Here is a 19,903-nt window from a genome sequence, read left to right as displayed (position 1 = left end):
TTGGCCCGTCATTCCGCCGCCACGATCGTCCCCTCGACCTCGCCGAAGCCGACACGATAACCATTGCCCTGGCACCAGCCGCGCATCACGAGACTGTCGCCGTCTTCGAGGAACGAGCGCTTGGCGCCGCCGGGCAATTCCACCGGCTCGGTGCCGTTCCAACTGATCTCGAGCAAGCTGCCGCGCTGGTTCTTCTCCGGCCCAGAGATCGTGCCGCTGCCCAGGAGATCCCCGACATTCATGGCGCAGCCGCTGGAGGCGTGGTGCATCAGCTGCTGCACCGAGGACCAGTACATGTACTTGAAATTGGTGCGGCTGATGCTGGCGGGTGCATTGGCACCGGCAGCACGTAAGGAGACGTCCAGCGCGACATCGTAGTTCTGCGGCTTCGTCTGCTTGAGATAGTCGAGCGGCACCGGCTCCTGCTCCGGCCCCTTCAGCCGGAACGGCTCCAGCGCCTCGCGCGTCACCACCCAGGGGCTGATCGAGGTCGCAAACGCCTTGGCGAGAAACGGCCCGAGCGGCACATATTCCCATTGCTGGATGTCGCGCGCACTCCAGTCGTTGAGCAGCACGAAGCCGAAGATCATCTCCTCGGCCTGTTGCTCTGTGAGCATTCCGCCCATCGGCGAGGGCTGGCCGATGACGACGCCCATCTCCAGCTCGAAATCGAGCCGCTTGCACGGCCCGAAGCTCGGCACATCCACATTCGGTGGCTTCAGTTGCCCGCGAGGCCGCTTCACCTGCGTGCCGGAGACCACGACGGTCGATGCGCGGCCGTTATATGCGATGGGCATATGCAGCCAGTTCGGCTGCAGCGCATTGTCCTTGCCGCGGAACATCACGCCTACATTGGTGGCGTGCTCTTTCGAGGAATAGAAGTCGGTGTAGCCGGAGACGGTGAAGGGCAGATGCAGTTTGGCATAGCCCATCGGCACCAGCACGCGGCTGCGCAGCTCCTCGTTGTCGCGCAGCTCCGGATGATCGTGACGCAGCAATTCGCTGATGCGCGCGCGGGTCTTGCTCCAGACCTTCGGTCCCAGCGCCATGAAGGGATTGAGCGAGGCGCCGGAGAACACGCCGAGCGGGCCGACGTCGAGCCGGGAATCCTGCTCGAGCTCCCAGAGATCAAGCACATAGCTTCCAATCGCAACGCCAACGCGCGGCGTCGGATTGGAAGCGGTCGAGAACACACCATAAGGCAGGTTCTGGATCGGGAAGTCGGAAGAAGGATCGACCTCGATGAACGAGCGGAGGCTGGGGTCGTTGGAGTGGGGCACGCGAATTCTCCGATTGAAAAATTCGTCATGCCCGGGCTTGACCCGGGCATCCATCATCTCAAGGGGATGGATCGCCGGGTCAAGCCCGGCGATGACGAGCGACAAGGACTTACGGCCTGCTCGGATCGAACCGCTTCTCCAACCCTTTCCAACAATCCGCGTAATTGTCCTGCAGCGTCGAGGAGTTCGCGGCGTGCGCGGTAACGCGCTGCGGGTAGCGGGTCTCGAACATGAAGGCCATGGTGCCGGTCAGCTTCACCGGCTTCAGCTCGCCATTACTCGCGTGCTCGAAGGCGTCGCGGTCCGGACCGTGCGGCAGCATGCAATTGTGCAGGCTCATGCCGCCGGGGACGAAGCCTTGCGGCTTGGCGTCATAGACGCCGTAGATCAGCCCCATGAACTCGCTCATGATGTTCATGTGGTACCAGGGCGGACGGAAGGTGTTCTCGGCGACCATCCAGCGCTCGGGGAAGATCACGAAGTCGATATTCGCGGTGCCCGCGGTCTCCGACGGCGAGGTCAGCACCGTGAAGATCGAGGGATCGGGATGGTCGAAGCCGATCGCGCCGACGGGAGAGAAGGTGCGCAGATCGTACTTATACGGCGCGTAATTGCCGTGCCAGGCGACGACGTCGATCGGCGAATGCGGCAAGGTCGTCTTGAACAGCGAGCCGCCCCACTTCACCAACAGTTCGGTCGGCGTGTCCTTGTCCTCGTAGCTTGCGACCGGCGTGAGGAAGTCGCGGGCGTTGGCGAGACAATTGGCGCCGATCGGGCCGCGCTCCGGCAGGGTGAAGGCACCGCCGTAATTTTCGCACAGATAGCCGCGCGCCGGGCCGTTCGGAATCTCGACGCGGAACTTGACGCCGCGCGGGATCACCACGATCTCGCCGGGCTCGGCATCGATGCGGCCGAACTCGGTGAGGAGGCGAAGATTGCCCTGCTGAAGCACGAACATCAGCTCGCCGTCGGCATTGTAGAAATGCTGGTCCACCATCGATTTGGTGATGAGGTAGACATGCGCGGCCATGCCGGCCTGCGTGTTGACGTCCCCGGCCGTGGTCATGGTCTGCACGCCCTCAACGAAGGTGACATCCTCCTTGGGGAGCGGCGTCGGATCCCAGCGCAGCTGCGCGATCGGCAGATCGTATTCATGGCACGGCGCCGAGCGCCACAGGCCGGCATCGACCTTCTCGAAGCGGCCGGAGTGCTTCACCGAGGGACGGATGCGGTAGAGCCAGGAGCGCTCATTGCTGCCGCGCGGCGCCGTGAAGGGCGAGCCCGAGAGCTGCTCGGCATAGAGCCCGTAGGCGCAGCGCTGCGGCGAGTTGCGCCCGATCGGCAGCGCGCCCGGCAGCGCTTCCGTCTCAAAGCTGTTGCCGAAGCCGGACATGTAGCCCGGCGTCACCTGAGCCGAGCTGCGGATGATCTGGTCAGGCGAGGTATTGATGTTCATGACTATCCTCCTCCTTGCAGGGCGGCCCACATTTCCTGATCGCGCTTGTCGGTCCAGATCACGGGGTCGTCGATCCCGGACGCTTCGTCGTAGGCGCGCGACACGTTGAATGGCAGGCAGTGCTCGTAGATGGCGAAGCTGGAAAATTTGGGATCCATCACCTCGCGGGTGGCCGCCATCGATTCCTTCAGCGTACGTCCCCGGGCAACGGAGATCTCGGCCGCGCCATAGAGTGAGGTGACGAAATCGCGCGTCATCGCGATGGCCTCGCGCACCGTGGCAGTGCCCTTCAGCGCATCGCCCCGGCCCGGCGCGATCGCCTTGGGATTGAAGTTGCGGATCTCGTTCAGCGTCATCGGCCATTCGCGCAAATGCGCATCGCCGCAATAGCAGGCCGAGTGATATTCGATGAGGTCCCCGGAGAACATCACCTCCGCGTCCGGCACCCAGGCAACGATGTCGCCGGAGGTATGGCCGGCGCCCAGCTGCATCAGGCGAACCTCGCGCTTGCCGAGGTAGATCGTCATCTCGCCTTCAAAGGTCAGCGTCGGCCAGGTCAGGCCGGGAATGCTCTGCGCGTCCTGGAACAGCCGCGGGAAGCGGCCGTATTCGGAATCCCAGTCCTGCTTGCCGCGCTCCGCGATCAGCCGATGCGTCTCCTGCGACGCGACGATGCCTTGCGCCTTGTAGGCGGAGGCCCCGAGCACGCGCACGGCGTGATAGTGCGACAGCACGACATACTTGATTGGCTTGTCGGTGACGGCACGCACGCGCTCGATCACCTTGTTCGCCATCGCGGGCGTCGCCTGCGCGTCGAACACGAGGCAGCCGTCGTCGCCGACGATGACGGCGGTGTTCGGATCGCCCTCGGCGGTGAAAGCATAGAGATCGGTACCGATCTCGGAGAAGGTGATCTTCTTCTCGGAGAGATCGCCGGTGGATGCGAAGTTCTTCGCCATCAATTCGTCCTTACAGGTTTATTGCTGTTGCTGTTGTTGCTGCTGACCGTCGACCATGCGGCGCTTCGCCAGCCCGATCGCCTCGCGCAGCACGTCGATATCGCCGATATGGTTGGCGAGGATCAGCACCAGCGCCGAATCGAGATCGGCGCTCTGCTCCTCGGTGAGACCGCGATGCGCCTCGACAATGGCGCGGAAGGCGTCGTCGGGGCGTGCGAAGTTGGAGCTGGTGGAAAGCGGCATGCGAAACCTCAATACAAGCCTTCGGCACGCACCAGCGCTGCCGCGATCGCCGCACGCGCCGGATGGCGGAAGCGCGCCGCGACATAACCATCCGGCCTCAGCAGATAGGCCGCGCCCGGTTCAGCGCCGTAGCGCTTTGCGATGGAGCCCGAGGGATCGGCAAACCCGCCCTCACCGCCGATGCGGATGCCCTTGACCCCATCGGGCGCATCGATGGGCGCACCATTGCTGAACGACAGCAAGGTGAAGTCCGTTCCACCCTGGCGGAAGGCATCCGTCAGATAGATCTGCTCGCCGGTGGGCGTGGTCGCGGGGGCGTCGAGCATGGAACAGCCGGGCGACGGTCCACCGTGCCACGTATCCGCGTCGAGCGAGGACAAAGGCGTGTCATAGCTGCATGGCACCGACAGCCGGCCGCCATTGACCATACGCTTGCCGAACTCGGTCTCCTTGGCCAGCGACAGCACCGCCTTGCGCAGCCGCGCCTCCTGGTGCGAGTTCGGTGCCATGAAGTCGGTCGAGCGGGTGGATTCGCGGATGTTCTCGTCGGCTGCTGCGCTGCGCTCGATGTGATAGCTCTCGAGCAGGCTCGCTGGCGAAGTGCCGCGCAGCACGCGATCGAGCTTCCAGGACAGGTTTTCGGCGTCTTCGAGCCCGGAATTGGCGCCGCGTGCGCCGAAGGGCGAGACCTGATGCGCGGAATCGCCGGCAAAGATGACGCGGCCATGGATGAAGCGATCCATCCGCCGGCACTGGAATTTGTACAGCGAGATCCACTCGAACGCGAACTTGTCGTGACCGAGCATGCGCGCGATCCGCGGCCGCACGTTCTCGGGCTTCTTCTCGAGAACAGGATCGGCATAGCGATTGAGCTGGAGATCGATGCGCCAGACGTCGTCGGGCTGCCGGTGCAGCAGCGCGGAACGGCCGGCATGGAACGGCGGATCGAACCAGAACCAGCGCTCGGTCGGGAATTCCGCGGTCATCTTGACGTCGGCGATCAGGAACTGGTCCTCGAACACCTGGCCGGCAAACTCGGCCCCGACCATCTGCCGCAGCGAGGAGCGCGCGCCGTCGCAAGCGATGACATACTGCGCATGCAGCCGATAGGCGCCCTCGGGCGTCTCGATCGTCAACGCGACAGAATCGTTGCGCTGCTCGAGCGCCGTCACCTTGTTGCGCCAGCGCAGATCTATCTCAGGCAGATCGTTGATGCGATCGACCAGATAGGCCTCGGCGTAATATTGCTGGAGATTGATGAAGGCCGGCCGCTTGTGGCCCTCCTCCGGCAGCAGGTTGAACTGGTAAAGCTGGGATTCGCCGTGGAAGATGCGGCCGACGCTCCACACCACACCCTTGTCGACCATGCGGTCGCCGACGCCGAGCCGGTCCCAATATTCCAGCGAGCGCTTCGAGAAGCAGATCGCGCGCGAGCCCTCGCCGATGCGGTCGGCATCGTCCAGCAGGACGACACGCTGGCCGCGCTGAGCAAGATCGATCGCGAGCGACAGCCCGACCGGGCCCGCACCGACGACCACGACCGCGTGCTCAGCCGGGCTCTGGCCGGAGCGATCCTGATCGGGGTGGCGTCGATAGCCGAACTGGGACTTGGCCTGCGCCATACACTAATCTCGGCTCTGGTCAGGAGAGGACTGATCTGCTAGATAGTCTCACGTGCAACTATTTTGGACCGGAGCCGGCCGGCCGTCAACTGGAATTCGGAGCGCTTTGCTTGGCGAGGACATCCAGCGACATCGCGCTGAAGGCGCGTGAGGCCGGCGAGGCTTCAGCGCGGCCAAAGCCACGGCTCGACCTGTTCAAGTTCGTGCCGTTCCGCCTCAACCGGCTCGCAGCGGAAGTCAGTTCCGCGCTTTCGGTCGAATATCAGGAACGACATGGCCTCGACATTCCGGCCTGGCGCGTGATCGCCACCCTCGGCTTCCGCAACGACGCCTGCAGCGCGCAGTACGTCGCGCAATGCACGCGCACGCATAAATCCACCATCAGCCGCGCGGTGACCACGCTGCTCAATGACGACCTGATCGAACGGGTCGAGAACGAGGCCGACCGCCGCGAATTCCGCCTGCAACTGACGCAGAAGGGCCGCGCGCTGTACGAAGAGCTTTTCCCGCAATTGCTGCGGCGGGAAGACGAGATCCTCGCCTGCCTCTCGGCGCAGGAGCGCAAGCAACTCTCGGCCCTGCTCGGCAAGATCGAGCAGAGCCTCGACCTGATCCAGACCAGCGAAGAAGCCGACGCCAAGCAGGCCTATTAGCTCCTCCGTCATTCCGGGGCGCCGCAGAGCGGCGAACCCGGAATCTCGCGCCACAACTTCTGGATTCCGGGTTCGCGCGCCGCGCGCCCCGGAATGACGGCTACACCGTCACTTCGCAAACGACCGCGTCGGTGGCAAATGCAGTGCCCAGGCGTCGACCTTGTCGCTGGCGCGCGGATAGATCTCGGTCACGATCGGATCGTGGCCGGGGATGAATCTATCGGGGTGCCCAGCGAGACGCTCGATCGTCTCCCAACCCTGCGCCATGTCGCCGACATTGTAGACGATGGGGAACGGGCTCCTGCGCTGCAGATTGGCGTAGTAATGCGCGGCATCGGATGCCAGCACGACCGGACCGCGCGCGGTTTCGACCCTGACCACCTGCAAGCCGTCAGAATGCCCGCCGACGCGGTGCACGGTCATGCCTGGAGCAACCTCGCCGTCACCGGAATAGAAATTGACACGCTCGCCATAGACATGGCGCACCATCTGCGTGACGTGCTCGACCGAGAACGGATGTCGCAGCAGTCCGTTGCACATGCAGCGTCCCGTCGCGTAAGCCATCTCGCGCTCCTGCAGATGGAAACGCGCGTTCGGGAAGCGGTCGAGATTGCCGGCATGGTCGTAATGCAGATGCGTCACGATGACGTCGCGGATGCTCGAAGCCGCGACGCCGAAACGCTCCAGCGCATCGACGGGATTGAGCGTGAGTTTGCGCGCCCTCGCGCTCGCTTCCTCGGCATTGAAGCCGGTATCGACCAGAATGTCGCGGCCACCGCCGCGGATCAGCCAGACGAAATAGTCGAGGTCCTGCGCCGCACTGTCATGTGGATCGGGCGCCAGGAAGTTCATGCTGGGGGTGCGCGGCGACATCGTCGCATAGCGAAGGGCGTAGATTTCGTAGACGTTTCCCATGGTCTTGCTTTTCTGAGTTGGATCTTCCGGGACGATCGAGCACACCAAGCCATCGTCGGCAGGAAAGGTCAAACGGGGCATTGCGCCGGGAGCCGGTCCCGCAATGTGAGACCAATCACATTTTTCATCGCAACGGTTGCCCTAACATGCTGCCGATAGGATCGAACCAGGCCGCGCCGAGTACCGTCATGACAGCCCGTCTATCCCCTCGCGGCACGCCCATACGTTGCGGTCAATCGCTACGATAGTGCCGAATCTCCAAGCGGTTGACGCCCCCCGTCCCCGGTTTGATAATGCAGGAAGCGTAAGTTAAGGTCGCCGCGGCGCAAGCTGGAACGGCGCCTTTTTGGCTGGACCGCGCTGATTATGAGAATTCGCTTCTTTGTTCTTCTGCTCTTGCTCGTCTCGCTTGTCCCGACTGCCCCATCGCTTGCGGCCGGCGACCGTTTTGCGCTTGTCATCGGCAACGCCAAATATCCGGACGCGGATGCTCCGCTGAAGGAACCGATCAACGATGCGCGCGACGTAGCCGATGAGCTCAAGCGGGACGGCTTCTCGGTCGAGATCGGCGAGAACCTGACCGGCGACGCGATGCGCCGCGCCTTCGACAAGCTCTACGGCAAGATCAAGCCGGGATCGGTGGCGCTGGTGTTCTTCAGCGGTTTCGGCGTCCAGTCGGCGCGCCAGAGCTACTTGCTGCCGGTCGATGCGCAGATCTGGACGGAGTCCGACGTGCGCCGCGATGGTTTCAGCCTCGAGACCGTGCTCGGCGAGCTCAACAGCCGCGGCGCCGGCGTCAAGATCGCGCTGATCGATGCGTCCAGGCGCAACCCGTTCGAGCGCCGGTTCCGCAGCTTCTCGGCCGGCCTGACCCCGGTCATCGCGCCCAACGGCACGCTGGTAATGTACTCGGCGGCGCTGGCCTCGGTGGTCTCGGACGCCGGTGGCGATCACAGCCTGTTCGTCCAGGAGTTGCTGAAGGAGATCCGCGTCCCCGACCTGATGGCCGAGGAGACGCTGAACCGCACCAAGATGGGCGTTACCCGCGCCTCGCGCGGCGAGCAGGTGCCGTGGATTTCCTCCTCCTTGGCCGAAGACTTCTCGTTCATTCCGGGCGCCGGCGGATCGCGTCCCGCAACGACGCCGCCGCCTGCGCCTCCGGCTGCGCCGGCCGTCGTCGCCAACAACCCGGCGCCGGCTCCGCCCGCCCCACCGACGCCACCTCCGCCGCCGAAGCCGGCCGACACCGCTGCAGCACCGGCTCCTCCCGCGCCGCCTGCGCCCGCGCCGAAGCCGCAGATCGAGGCTGCTTTGCCGCCACCACCGCCGCCGGTGAAACCGATTGATCCCGGTCCGGCGCCGAGCACAGAGAGCGGCCCAAGTGCCGCCGTCCTGGCCGATGATCCCACGATCAAGGGCCTGACCGCCAAGATTGCCGCCAATCCAGACGACGTGAACGCGCTGTACCGGCGCGGCCAGGTCTATGCCAGCAAGGGCGCCTACAACCTCGCCATCAAGGATTTCGACGACACCCTCCGGATCAACTCGAAGGACGTCGAAGCGCTGAACAACCGTTGCTGGACCCGCACCGTGGTCGGCGACCTTCAGGGGGCGCTGAAGGATTGCAACGAGGCACTGCGGCTGCGGCCGAACTTCGTCGATGCACTGGACAGCCGGGGACTCGTCAACCTCAAGTCGGGCGCCGTGAAGAACGCCATCGCCGATTTCGACGCGGCCCTGAAGATCAACCCGCGCCTGACCTCTTCGCTCTACGGACGGGGCCTTGCCAAGCAACGCAACGGCTCCGCCCAGGAAGGAGCGCTGGACATCGCCAATGCAAAGGCGATGGATCCGAACATCGTTCAGGAATTCGCAAGCTACGGAGTGCGTTGATATTTTTTCGAGTTGAGGCAGTCGAAGCCTCGAACCTTGAACGGGCCAAGAAAGACTAATGGGCGGATGCCGCAAGAGGCCTTTTCCGAGGCTTATTGCTGAAACTTGGAAGCACGCAAGCTGGCTGAGCAGGAGGGACTGGCAATGAGATTGGCTGCAAAGGGACTTACGGCGATCCTGTCCATCATCGTCGTCGGCGCCGCTCTGTCATTGCCGCGCGCATACGCAGCAGATGACAGCAACAGCAAGAATATCACCGAGGACGAGATCGTCCGCGCACTCGCACCGCCAGCCAAGAAGCCCCTGACCCGCGGCCTCTCGATCGCCCCGCCGACCGAGGCCACGCCGAACGCGGCGGAGACCAAGCTGCTGCAGTCCGTGCGCGGCCGCTCAACGCGTTCGCTGTCCTCGACCGAGCGCGAGGAAATTGCTTCAGTCGCCAAGGACAAGCCGAACATCGATCTCGAAATCACGTTCGACTACAACTCCGCCAACATCAGCGCCAAATCGATGCCGTCGGTGCAGGCGCTCGGCCGGGCGCTGACCAGTCCCGACCTGAAGGGCTCGACCTTCGTGGTCGCCGGCCACACCGATGCCGCCGGCGGCGAAGCCTACAACCAGGACCTGTCGGAGCGTCGCGCCGATTCGATCAAACGCTACCTCATCGAGAAATACAACATCTCCGCGACCGATCTCGTCACCGTCGGCTATGGCAAGAGCAAGCTCAAGAATCCGAGCCAGCCGCTGGCAGAGGTCAATCGCCGCGTGCAGGTCGTCAACATGGAAAACAAGACCACCGCGTCGAAGTGAGCTCGACTTAAATCCTTTGCAGTCACGAGTCGTGATGTGGTGTAAGGTCTCGCTTCCAAAGCGCGTCCCGCAACCTTGCGGGACGCTTTGTTTCAGGGAAACGCTCTGTTTGGGCCTCGTGCGGATGGCCGTGAGCCAGGCCAGGATGATCCGGCGATGAATTTGACCGAATATCTCAAGCCAGTCGGAACCGTGGTGTTCGTCGCCGCGCTCGGTGTCGGCTATTATCTGTTCGAGCATCGGCATCGCCCCGAAGCGAAGGAGACGCCGGGCGAGGCGCTCGTCATCGTGACGAAGTCGACCAACGCCTGCTTCTCCGACCTGGTGCGGGTGACCGGTTTCTTCGTGCCGCGCCGCGAGGCGGTGGTCGTTGCCGACCAGGAAGGCTCCAGGGTCACCGATCTCTTTGTCGCCGAGGGCGCCGTCGTCGCCGACAACCAGGAGCTGGCGCGCCTGACTGCGCCGCCGCAGATCCCTGGCCAGCCGCAGCGACCCGGCCCACAAGGCCCGATCTCGCTGAAAGCAACCGCGCCGGGGCTCATCACCGAGGTCCGCACCATCGTCGGAGCGCCGGCCTCGCCGCAGGCCGGTCCGATGTTCCGCATCGCCGTCAACAACGAGATCGAGCTCGACGCCCAGGTGCCGGCCGTGCACATGTCCAAGCTCAGCCCCGGCGCGACCGTGCGCATCAGCCGCGACGACGCGCCCGATCTGATCGGACGCGTCCGGCTGGTCGCCCCCGAAATCGACCGCACGACCCAGCTCGGGCGCGTCCGCATCAGCGTCGCCAACAATCCATCACTCAAGGTCGGCGTGTTCGCCCGCGCCTCGATCGACGCCAAGCGCAGCTGCGGCGTCTCGATCCCCAAGACCGCGATCGACCATCTCATGGTGCAGGTCGTCAAAGGCAATGTCGTCGAGACGCGCAAAGTGCGGGTCGGACTGTCGTCCGACACCTCGACGGAAATCCTGGAAGGCCTCGAGGTCGGCGAAATCGTCGTGGCCGACGCCGGCTCTTCGCTCCATGACGGCGACCAGATCAAGACCATGTTCGCCGATGAACTCGATCGCACGCGGGTACGCTGATGGCTCTCAATATCTCGGCATGGTCTATACGTCATCCGCTGCCGTCTGTCGTCTTTTCGATCATCCTCCTGGTTCTCGGCTGGACCTCCTTCACCAAGCTTGCGGTGACGCGGCTGCCCTCGGCCGACATCCCCGTGATCTCGGTTGCGGTCTCGCAGTTTGGCGCAGCGCCAGCCGAGCTCGAATCCCAGGTCACCAAGACGGTTGAAGACGCGGTCTCCGGCGTCGAGGGCGTCAGGCACATCACTTCCTCGATCACCGACGGACTGTCGGTCACCACGATCCAGTTCGCACTCGAGACCAACACCGACCGCGCGCTCAACGACGTCAAGGACGCGGTGACGCGCGTGCGCTCCAACCTGCCGCAGAACGTCACCGAGCCGCTGATCCAGCGCGTCGACGTCATCGGCCTGCCGATCGTCACCTATGCCGCGATCTCGCCCGGCAAGACGCCGGAGCAGCTCTCTTATTTCGTCGACGACGTGGTCAAGCGCGCGCTGCAGGGCGTGCGCGGCGTCGCGCAGGTCGAGCGCATCGGCGGTGTCGAGCGCGAGATCCTGGTCTCGCTCGATCCCGATCGCTTGCAGGCCATGGGCCTGACTGCCGTCAATGTCAGCCAGAGCCTGCGCGGCACCAATGTCGACGTCGCCGGCGGCCGCGCCGAGATCGGCAAGAACGACCAGGCGATCCGCACGCTCGCGGGCGCCAAGACGCTGGGCGATCTCGCCGGCACCATGATCCCGCTGTTCGGCGGCGGCGAGGTCCGGCTCGATGATCTCGGCACCGTCACCGACACCATCGCCGACCGCCGCACCTTCGCCCGCTTCAATGGCGAGCCCGTGGTCGCGCTCGGCATCAAGCGTTCCAAGGGCGCCAGCGACGTGAAGGTCGCCGAAGCCGTGCAGAAGCGGATCAACGCGCTGAAAGCCGCCTATCCCGACGTCGATCTGAAGGTGATCGACACCTCGGTCGAATACACCAACGGCAATTACCACGCGGCGATCTCGACCCTGTTCGAAGGCGCCATCCTCGCCGTCGTCATCGTGCTGCTGTTCCTGCGCGACCTGCGCGCGACCGTCATCGCCGCGATCTCGCTGCCGCTGTCGATCTTCCCGGCGTTCTGGGCGATGGACCTGCTCGGCTTCTCGCTGAACCTCGTCAGCTTTCTCGCCATCACGCTGTCGACCGGCATTCTCGTCGACGATGCCATCGTCGAGATCGAGAACATCGTCCGGCACATGAACATGGGCAAGTCGCCCTACCGCGCCGCGCTGGAGGCCGCCGACGAGATCGGCCTCGCGGTCATCGCGATCTCGCTGACCATCATCGCGATCTTCGCACCCGCGAGCTTCATGTCGGGCATCGCCGGACAGTTCTTCAAGCAGTTCGGCATCACCGTCTCGGTGCAGGTGTTCTTCTCGCTGCTCGCGGCCCGCTTCGTCACCCCAGTTTTGGCAGCCTACTTCCTCAAGCACCATACGCATGTGGAACCGCCGCCCGGCCGCATATTGCGGTCCTATCATCGAATCGTGGCCTGGTCGGTGAGACACTATTTCATCACGGTGCTGATCGGCCTCGGCGTCTTCGCCGCCTCGATCTGGAGCATCACGCTGCTGCCGCAGGGTTTCCTGCCGGCGCAGGACAGCGCCCGCTCGCTGCTTGCCCTCGAGCTGCCGCCGGGCACCCAGCTCGCCTACACCGAAAAGGTCACCGAGGACATCGTCGCGCGCCTACGCAAGCGGCCCGAGGTCAAGAGCATCTTCGTCGACGGCGGGCGCGTCCCGCCGGGGACCCAGGAAGTCCGGCGCGCCGCCCTGATCATCAATTACACGCCCAAGAACAGCCGCGACATCACCCAGCGCGAGCTTGAATTCTCGATCAGCCAGGAGCTGGAGAACGTTCCCGATATCCGCTTCTGGTTCCTGGACGAGAACGGCCTGCGCGCGATCTCGCTGGTGGTGACCGGTGTCGATCCCAACATCGTCAACAACGTCGCGAGCGAGCTTGCGACGCAGATGAAGCGCATTCCCACCATCTCCAATGTGATCTCGGAGACCTCGCTGGAGCGTCCCGAGCTGCGTATCGAACCGCGCGCCGATCTCGCCGCACGGCTCGGCGTGTCCACCGAAAGCCTGTCGCAGACCATCCGTGTGGCCACCATCGGCGACGTCGGCCCTGCCCTGGCCAAATTCGACGTCGGCGATCGCCTGGTCCCGATCCGGGTACAGCTCGAAGATGCCGCGCGCGGCAATCTGAAGACGCTCGAGCAGCTCCGCGTGCCGCTCGGCGAGCGCGGCGAGAAGGGCGGCGTGCCGCTCTCGGTTATCGCCGACGTCAAGCTCGACCAGGGTCCGACCAGCATCAACCGCTACGACCGTGAGCGGCAGGCAACCGTCGCGGCCGACCTCGTCGGCTCCGCCGCGCTCGGCGATGCCACCAAGAAGATCTACGACCTGCCCGTCATGAAGACCCTGCCGAAAGGCGTGAAGGTCTCACCGTCCGGCGATGCCGAAAGCCTGAACGAACTATCCGACGGCTTCGCCACCGCGATCACGGCGGGCCTGATGATGGTCTACGCCGTGCTGGTGCTGCTGTTCGGCACCTTCCTGCAGCCGATCACCATCCTGTTCTCGCTGCCGCTCTCGATCGGCGGCGCCATTGCCGCACTGCTCGTCACCGGCAAGCAGCTCACCACGCCGGTGTGGATCGGCATCCTGATGCTGATGGGTATCGTCACCAAGAACGCGATCATGCTGGTGGAATTCGCGATCGAAGCCATTCGAGCCGGCAAGCCGCGCGAGGAAGCCATGATCGACGCCGGCATGAAGCGCGCCCGGCCGATCGTGATGACCACGATCGCGATGGCCGCCGGCATGATGCCGAGCGCGCTCGCGGTCGGCGCCGGCGGCGAATTCCGCTCGCCGATGGCGCTCGCGGTGATCGGTGGCCTGATCTTCTCGACCATCCTGTCGCTGGTGTTCGTGCCCGCGATGTTCATGGTGATGGATGATTTCGGCGCCCTGATCTGGCGCTTCGGCAAGCGGCTGATCGTGCACAGCGAGGACGCCGAGACGGACGATCATCACGGAGCGGCACCAGCGGAGGCGCCCCGCGTACCGAAGAACTTCGTGCACCCCGCGGCGGAGTAAGATCGCGTCGCCCAAACTGACGACGTCGGCCTTTTGGGTGCGATGATGAGTGCGCGGCGAGCCAGAAGATCGGACGCCGCGAGCAACCGCTTCCCCTACTCGTTCCGCGCGATCGCCGTCAGCTTGGTCATGTTCCGCAGCAATATCCGGCCGCGCTGGAGATCGAGGATCGCCTCCTTGCGCCAGGTCTGAAGCTGGCGATTGACGCTCTCGCGGGCCGCACCGACGAAGACGCCGAGCTGCTCCTGCGAAATGTGGACCTCGGAGCCGAAATCGGCGGCGAGCGCGCAGAGCCGCCGCGCCAGTCGAACCGGCAGCGGCTGCAGCATGGATTCCTCCATGCGCTCGCTCTGCCAGCGGATGCGCTGGCACAGCAGCGCGATGATCTTGATCGCGACCTTTGGCTCGCGCTCGAGGAAGCCGAGGAAATCTTCGCGCCGCAGCACGAACAGCTCGCTGGTCTCGCCCGCGGTGGCGTCCGCCGTGCGGTTCTGGCCGTCCAGCACCGCGACCTCGCCGAACAGGTCGCCCGGCCCCATGAAATTCAACGTCAACCGGCTGCCGTCGGAGGCGCCGGTCTCGATGCGGACCTGGCCGCGGCGCACGCCGAACAGCGCATCGCCGGGATCGCCCTTCTGGAACAGCACCTCGCCGTTCCCCAAATGCTGGGTGTGACAAAGATTGGACAGCCGCTGGAGCTCGTCTGCGCCGAGATCGGCGAACATCGGGTTCATCTTCAGGATGACCGCAAATTCGGCCTGCTTGCTCATTTCAATGTCCCTGTGAACGTCCTGGTCATTGTTCCTGGCAATCGCTTGAACCATGAACTTCAGGATCGCGTAAAACCGCGCCGGAGAAGTGTGTCATAAGTCACATAACTTTGCAGCACCCCCTGTCTATTTTTACGCGCTTGGAGCCGCTTCCCGTCCGGGGATAAACTGAAGGCGCAAAGGACGGGTCATCTGCCGGATTCGACGCCGATCGTCCGTCGTTGGAAAGTCGACATGAGAGCATTGAAATTCGTCGGCGGTGCTTTGGCCGCCGTCATCATCGTGATCGCACTCCTGCTGATGGTAGGAATCCCCTCGGGCTTCCTGACCTCCACGATCGCCTCGCGCGTCGAGAGCGCGACCGGCTATCGCCTGTCGATCGACGGCACCACGAAGATCAGCCTGTGGCCGACGCTGAACGTCACCCTGAACGACCTCACGCTTGCCGACCCCAAGGACCGCAGCGGCATCAAGCGCCTGACGGTCGACAGCGTGCAGGCCGACGTGTCGCTCGCAAGCATATGGTCCGGCCGCCCTGAGATCGGCGAGCTCGTCGTCACCCATCCCGTGCTCTACCAGCCGCTGCTGCGTGAGCGCCTGCCGAGTGCCGGCGCCCCGTCGAGGCCGCTCGCGCTCGATACCAATGGCGCCATCATCGACCACATCAAGGTCACTGACGGCGAAGTTGCATTCTCGCGCCTGCGCGATCGTGTCGAGGGCCGCATCAGCGCGATCAACGCCGACGCGACCGTCGATCGCGACCGCAAGGTCAATATCACCGGCACCGCGCGCGTCGGCGATCATCCCACCAAGTTCGATATCAAGACAGCCACGCCGGCGTCGCCGGCCGAGCGGCCAACTGTGCCGGTAGATTTCGCCATCGACATGCCTGACGTGCTGAAGTCCCAGCTCACCGGTCACGCCGAGATGCGGCTCAATGGCGATGTCGTGATGATCAACGGCCTGAACGGCAGGCTCGGCGACGGCGCATTCAACGGCTGGGCTTCGGTCGACATTGCGAGCAAGCCTCTGGTCAAGGTCGACCTCGACTTCCAGCGGCTCGCGATGCCGCTGGCGAAATCGCCGGAGGGCACGGCCGGGCAGCCCTGGAGCAATGCGCCGATCAACCTGTCCGGGCTCAACTATGTCGATGCGCAGTTGCGGATTTCCGCGAACGAAGCCTTGATCGGCGATGCGCGCATCGCGCCGCTGGCGCTCGACGCCAAGCTCGCCGGCGGCGTGCTGAAGGCCGGCACCGCCAATCTCGGCGCCTATGGCGGCCAGGTCTCGGGCGAAGTAATCCTGGATGCGACCAGCGGTGCGCCGAGCTTTGCCATGCATTCCGATCTCGTCGGCGTGCGCGCGCTGCCGCTGCTGCAGGGCCTTGCCGAATTCGACCGCATTGACGGCAAGCTGCAGGCCAAGCTCGCCCTGCGCAGCGCCGGCAACAGTCAGCGCGCGCTGATGGCGAACATGCAGGGCACGGCCTTCGTCAATTTCCAGGACGGCGCCATCCGCGGCATCAACGTCGCGCAGATGATCCGCTCGCTGACGACGGGCATGCTGTCCGGCTGGCAGGCAAATCAGGACCCCGCCCAGGAGCAGAGCACGGATCTGTCGCAGCTCTCGGCCTCCTTCCGCATCGACAAGGGCCAGGCGGTGACGACCGATCTCAATCTGATTGGGCCGCTGGTGCGCGTGACCGGCGCCGGCACCATCGCGCTCGACACCAAGATGATGGGCTTTCGCGTCGAGCCGAAGCTCGTGATGACGACCGAAGGCCAGGGCCGCACCTCGGAGCCGGTCGGCTTCGGCATCCCCGTGATGATCCAGGGCAGCTGGTCGCAGCCGCGGATCTATCCTGACATGGCCGGCATGCTGGACAATCCGGATGCCGCCTATGCCAAGCTGCGCGAAATGGGCAAGGGCCTGTTCGGCCCCGACGGCGCCGGGCTCGGCAACATTCTGGGCAGCTTCGGCAGCAACCTGGGCCTGGGTGGCACCACCGCGCCAGGCGGCAATTCTCCTGGCAACGCCAATCCGCAAGCCCAGCAGCCGGGGCCGAACAATCTGCTCGGCGGCCCGCTTGGGGAGGCGATCGGCAATCTGATTCAGCAGGGGCTTTCAAATGGCGCCGCAACGGGCAGCGGCTCCGGCCGCAGCCGCAGCGTGCCGGCAACACCCTCCACCCCGGCGCCGCAGGCCTCGCCTGAGGCCCCCGCTGTGGAGGACCCGCCGGTCGCGCAGCAGGACAGTCAGCCAATGAACGACGTGCTGCGGCAGCTCTTCAACCGGTGATCGGCGGACTGACGGGCTGGGCTTCACTGGCAAATCCTTGCATCCGCTTGCACGCCTGCGGCTTCCTCCGAACGCATGAGGCTGCGACAATTCACCGCCCTTCCACCTGACCGGAAGTCCGCAAGGGGTAACCACACCGGCCGGTCCCCGGCCGCGCGACGGCCCTTCGGCCCAAATTGTGGTAGAACGGCCGGAGGGGCCTGCACGGCCCGTAGCGCCGGCGTCGATGGCGGCGCGAGAGGATCGGGATGGCAGGAGCGAGCGACAAGACACGGTTTCTGCGCGAGGGCCTGTTCGCCAAATACGTCGTCTCCCTCGTCGGCCTCGTCGTGTTCGTCCTCGCCGTCAACGGCGCGATGGAGACCTGGATCTCCTATCGCGCAACCAGAACACAGCTGACCGACGGGCTGGAGGACAAGGCGCAGGCAGCCGCCCGGCGGATCGAGCAGTCGATCTCCGAGCTCGATCGCCAGATCAGCTGGGTGACGCGGGCGAGCCAGGACACGCTGGAGAAGCGCCGTGCCGACTATGCGTCGCTGCTGCACCAGGTCTCCGACGTCAACCAGCTGTTCCAACTCAACGGCGACGGCCGCGAGGTGTTGCGTGTCTCCAGGCAGTCGACCACGACCGGCGGCAACGCCGACCTCTCCCGCGACATGCGCTTCACCGACGCCGTCGCCCGCGGCGTCAGCTATGCACCGGCTTGGTTCGCCGACCGTACCCCGATGATGTCGATCTCGGTGGCGCATTCCGGCTTCAACGCCGGCGTCACCGTGGCCGAGATCGATCTCAGCTTCCTCTCCGACTTCCTGTCGGACGCGCAGGTCGGCAAGGCGGCCTTTGCGTATGTGGTCGATCCGCGCGGCCGGGTGCTGGCGACGTCTTCGAAAGGGCCCGAAATCGGCAAGGACCTCTCCAGGCTGCCGCAGGTCGCCGCCGCGATCGCACCCGGCCACGAGCCGGACACGTCGGGCACCGACTTCAACGGCCATGCGGTGATGAGCGCCGCGAGCCTCGTGCCGAAGCTCGGCTGGAGCGTGCTGTTCGAGCAGCCCACGACGCAGGCCCTGATGCCGATCCGCGACCAGCTGGTGCGCATCGCGCTTCTGATCGGCATGGGCCTGATGGTCGCGATCCTCGCCAGCACGCTGCTGGCACGCCGCATGATCATCCCGATCACGGCGCTGCGCGACGGCGCCTACAGGCTCGGCGAAGGCGATTTCAGCCACCGTATCGACGTGCACACCTCCGACGAGCTGGAGGACCTCGCCGGGCAGTTCAACCGCATGGCCGACCAGATCCAGGAGACCTATTCGAACCTGGAGACCAAGGTCGAGGAGCGCACCCGCGATCTCGCGCAGTCGATCCACGAGCTCAAGGTGCTGGAGGAGGTCGGGCGCGCGGTGGCCTCCTCGCTCGATCTCAACGCGGTGCTTGCGACGATCGCCGCCCGCGCGATCGAGATCACCCATGCCGACGCGGTGCTGATCTACGGCTTCGACGCCGAGACGCGGCGCTTCAACCTGGTCGAGGCGGGCGGCATCGACACATCCGCCGACGGCGCGCACGTCACCATCGCGCAAGGCGAGAACATCCTGAGCGATGCCGCCGCCGGCGGCGAGCCGATCGCGCTTGCCGAGCTCGGCCTAGCCGCCGAGCAGCCGCTGCGCGAGGTCGCGCTCGCGGCCGGCTTCAACTCGGTGCTGGTGGTGCCGCTGATCGACCAGCAGGGCACGCTCGGCTCGCTGGTGGTGCTGCGGCGCGCCGGCGGCGAGTTTGCCGGCAGCGTCATCGGCCTGATGCGCACCTTCGCCAACCAGGCCGTGCTGGCGATGCGCAATGCGCGGCTGTTCACCGAGGTCGACCACAAGAGCCACGCGCTGGAGGCGGCGAACACGACCGTGCGCGCCCAGGCCGACAAGCTCAAGCAGCAGACCGAGCAGCTCAAGGACTGGAACAAGTCGCTGGAGGCACGCGTCAGGACCCAGCTCGGCGAGATCGAGCGCATCCGCAAGCTCGAGCGTTTCCTGGCGCCGCAGGTGGCGCAGCTGATCGCCTCCTCCGACAGCCCGGAAGGGTTGCTCACCAGCCAGCGCCGCGAGGTCACGGTCGTGTTCTGCGACCTGCGCGGCTTCACCGCGTTCACGGAAGCGACCGAGCCGGAAGAGGCGATGAACGTGCTGCGCGAATATCACGCAGCGCTCGGCAAGCTGATCTTCAAGTATGAGGGCACGCTGGACAAATATGCCGGCGACGGCGTGATGATCCTGTTCAACGCGCCGATCCAGTTCGAGGATCACACCAGGCGCGCGGTGAAGATGGCGGTGGAGATGCGCGACACCATCGGCCCCTTGACCGAGCGCTGGCGCAACCGCGGGCATAGCCTGGGCTTCGGCATCGGCGTCGCACTCGGCTATGCCACGCTCGGCCAGGTCGGCTTCGAGCAGCGGCTGGAATATGCCGCGATTGGCAGCGTCACCAACCTCGCCTCCCGCCTCTGCGGCGAAGCCAAGCCGAACCAGATCGTGGTCAGCCGCCGCGTCTACGGCATGGTCGAGCCCTGGGTGGAGGCCCGCGCCCTCGACGATCTCCAGCTCAAGGGCTTCAACCACCCCGTGCTGGCGATGGAGATCCTGAGCTGGCGCGAGGAGGTGGAGAACGTGGTGGATGCGTCGGCGGTGCGGATGCGGGGGTAGCCGCAAACAAAAAATGCGAAAACAACCCCATGCACAGTAGGCAGAGGCTTTGAGATCAATGACTTACGCGGGC

At 65.0% G+C, this 19,903-nt stretch carries 14 protein-coding genes; 7 read left to right on the top strand and 7 right to left on the bottom strand.

Annotated features, from left to right (window positions below; all coding sequences use genetic code 11):
* Positions 1-8 precede the first annotated feature (8 nt).
* The 5 genes from fahA to EHH60_RS25220 form a co-directional block, all read right to left on the bottom strand.
* Positions 9-1,280: a fumarylacetoacetase gene (gene fahA, locus EHH60_RS25240; protein WP_124162118.1), complete on the bottom strand. Its 1,272-nt coding sequence runs from the start codon at positions 1,278-1,280 to the stop codon at positions 9-11.
* A 109-nt stretch (positions 1,281-1,389) separates the two neighbouring features.
* On the bottom strand, positions 1,390-2,736 hold the full coding sequence (hmgA, locus tag EHH60_RS25235) for a homogentisate 1,2-dioxygenase (protein WP_199751981.1): 1,347 nt from the start codon (positions 2,734-2,736) through the stop codon (positions 1,390-1,392).
* A gap of 2 nt (positions 2,737-2,738) precedes the next feature.
* The gene (locus EHH60_RS25230) at positions 2,739-3,695 is read right to left on the bottom strand and encodes an MBL fold metallo-hydrolase (RefSeq protein WP_124162116.1); all 957 of its coding nucleotides are present in this window, start codon (positions 3,693-3,695) and stop codon (positions 2,739-2,741) included.
* An 18-nt stretch (positions 3,696-3,713) separates the two neighbouring features.
* Positions 3,714-3,938: a DUF2783 domain-containing protein gene (locus EHH60_RS25225; protein WP_124162115.1), complete on the bottom strand. Its 225-nt coding sequence runs from the start codon at positions 3,936-3,938 to the stop codon at positions 3,714-3,716.
* 8 nt (positions 3,939-3,946) lie between these two features.
* The gene (locus tag EHH60_RS25220) at positions 3,947-5,560 is read right to left on the bottom strand and encodes an FAD-dependent oxidoreductase (RefSeq protein WP_124162114.1); all 1,614 of its coding nucleotides are present in this window, start codon (positions 5,558-5,560) and stop codon (positions 3,947-3,949) included.
* Between the two features lie 110 nt (positions 5,561-5,670).
* Here EHH60_RS25220 and EHH60_RS25215 point away from each other — a divergent pair, with 110 nt between their 5' ends.
* A complete protein-coding gene (locus EHH60_RS25215; RefSeq protein WP_124162113.1) occupies positions 5,671-6,213 on the top strand; it encodes a MarR family winged helix-turn-helix transcriptional regulator in 543 nt (180 codons plus the stop codon).
* Positions 6,214-6,321: 108 nt separating this feature from the next.
* On the opposite strand, the gene EHH60_RS25210 is transcribed toward EHH60_RS25215, so the two are convergent.
* Complete coding sequence (locus EHH60_RS25210) at positions 6,322-7,128, bottom strand: N-acyl homoserine lactonase family protein (RefSeq protein WP_124162112.1); 807 nt, start codon at positions 7,126-7,128, stop codon at positions 6,322-6,324.
* A 366-nt stretch (positions 7,129-7,494) separates the two neighbouring features.
* Between EHH60_RS25210 and EHH60_RS25205 the strand changes: the two genes are divergently transcribed.
* The 4 genes from EHH60_RS25205 (at position 7,495) to EHH60_RS25190 (ending at position 14,066) form a co-directional block, all read left to right on the top strand.
* The gene (locus EHH60_RS25205) at positions 7,495-9,021 is read left to right on the top strand and encodes a caspase family protein (protein ID WP_124162111.1); all 1,527 of its coding nucleotides are present in this window, start codon (positions 7,495-7,497) and stop codon (positions 9,019-9,021) included.
* 144 nt (positions 9,022-9,165) lie between these two features.
* Positions 9,166-9,831 carry an OmpA family protein gene (locus EHH60_RS25200; protein WP_199751978.1) on the top strand — a complete coding sequence of 222 codons (666 nt, stop codon included), beginning with the start codon at positions 9,166-9,168 and terminating at the stop codon, positions 9,829-9,831.
* 156 nt (positions 9,832-9,987) lie between these two features.
* A complete protein-coding gene (locus tag EHH60_RS25195; protein ID WP_124162109.1) occupies positions 9,988-10,917 on the top strand; it encodes an RND family efflux transporter in 930 nt (309 codons plus the stop codon).
* Entirely contained in the window at positions 10,917-14,066 is a 3,150-nt protein-coding gene (locus EHH60_RS25190; protein WP_124162108.1) for an efflux RND transporter permease subunit, read from the top strand. Before EHH60_RS25195 ends, EHH60_RS25190 begins: the two co-directional genes overlap by 1 nt.
* 95 nt (positions 14,067-14,161) lie before the next feature.
* Here EHH60_RS25190 and EHH60_RS25185 read toward each other — a convergent pair whose 3' ends face one another.
* Positions 14,162-14,836, bottom strand: a complete 675-nt coding sequence (locus EHH60_RS25185) for a Crp/Fnr family transcriptional regulator (RefSeq protein ID WP_124162107.1) — start codon at positions 14,834-14,836, stop codon at positions 14,162-14,164.
* Between the two features lie 234 nt (positions 14,837-15,070).
* On the opposite strand from EHH60_RS25185, the gene EHH60_RS25180 reads away from it, so the two are divergent.
* Positions 15,071-17,134 (top strand): AsmA family protein, encoded by a 2,064-nt coding sequence (locus EHH60_RS25180; protein ID WP_124162106.1) that lies wholly within the window; start codon positions 15,071-15,073, stop codon positions 17,132-17,134.
* A 248-nt stretch (positions 17,135-17,382) separates the two neighbouring features.
* Positions 17,383-19,830, top strand: coding sequence for an adenylate/guanylate cyclase domain-containing protein (locus EHH60_RS25175; RefSeq protein ID WP_124162105.1), 2,448 nt, complete (start codon positions 17,383-17,385; stop codon positions 19,828-19,830).
* Positions 19,831-19,903: the final 73 nt, after the last annotated feature.

It is taken from the genome of Bradyrhizobium sp. RP6, assembly GCF_003837805.1.
GTDB lineage: Bacteria > Pseudomonadota > Alphaproteobacteria > Rhizobiales > Xanthobacteraceae > Bradyrhizobium.
Note: the sequence above shows the minus strand (reverse complement) of the source record. Positions and strands in the feature narration are given on the sequence as shown.

Coding starts and splice junctions, on each gene's coding strand:
- hmgA (WP_199751981.1), bottom strand. CDS start 2,736: ATGAACATCAATACCTCGCCTGACCAGATCATCCGCAGCTCGGCTCAG.
- EHH60_RS25195 (WP_124162109.1), top strand. CDS start 9,988: ATGAATTTGACCGAATATCTCAAGCCAGTCGGAACCGTGGTGTTCGTC.
- EHH60_RS25230 (WP_124162116.1), bottom strand. CDS start 3,695: ATGGCGAAGAACTTCGCATCCACCGGCGATCTCTCCGAGAAGAAGATC.
- EHH60_RS25210 (WP_124162112.1), bottom strand. CDS start 7,128: ATGGGAAACGTCTACGAAATCTACGCCCTTCGCTATGCGACGATGTCG.
- EHH60_RS25175 (WP_124162105.1), top strand. CDS start 17,383: ATGGCAGGAGCGAGCGACAAGACACGGTTTCTGCGCGAGGGCCTGTTC.
- EHH60_RS25200 (WP_199751978.1), top strand. CDS start 9,166: ATGAGATTGGCTGCAAAGGGACTTACGGCGATCCTGTCCATCATCGTC.
- EHH60_RS25190 (WP_124162108.1), top strand. CDS start 10,917: ATGGCTCTCAATATCTCGGCATGGTCTATACGTCATCCGCTGCCGTCT.
- EHH60_RS25185 (WP_124162107.1), bottom strand. CDS start 14,836: ATGAGCAAGCAGGCCGAATTTGCGGTCATCCTGAAGATGAACCCGATG.
- EHH60_RS25180 (WP_124162106.1), top strand. CDS start 15,071: ATGAGAGCATTGAAATTCGTCGGCGGTGCTTTGGCCGCCGTCATCATC.
- EHH60_RS25205 (WP_124162111.1), top strand. CDS start 7,495: ATGAGAATTCGCTTCTTTGTTCTTCTGCTCTTGCTCGTCTCGCTTGTC.
- EHH60_RS25225 (WP_124162115.1), bottom strand. CDS start 3,938: ATGCCGCTTTCCACCAGCTCCAACTTCGCACGCCCCGACGACGCCTTC.
- EHH60_RS25220 (WP_124162114.1), bottom strand. CDS start 5,560: ATGGCGCAGGCCAAGTCCCAGTTCGGCTATCGACGCCACCCCGATCAG.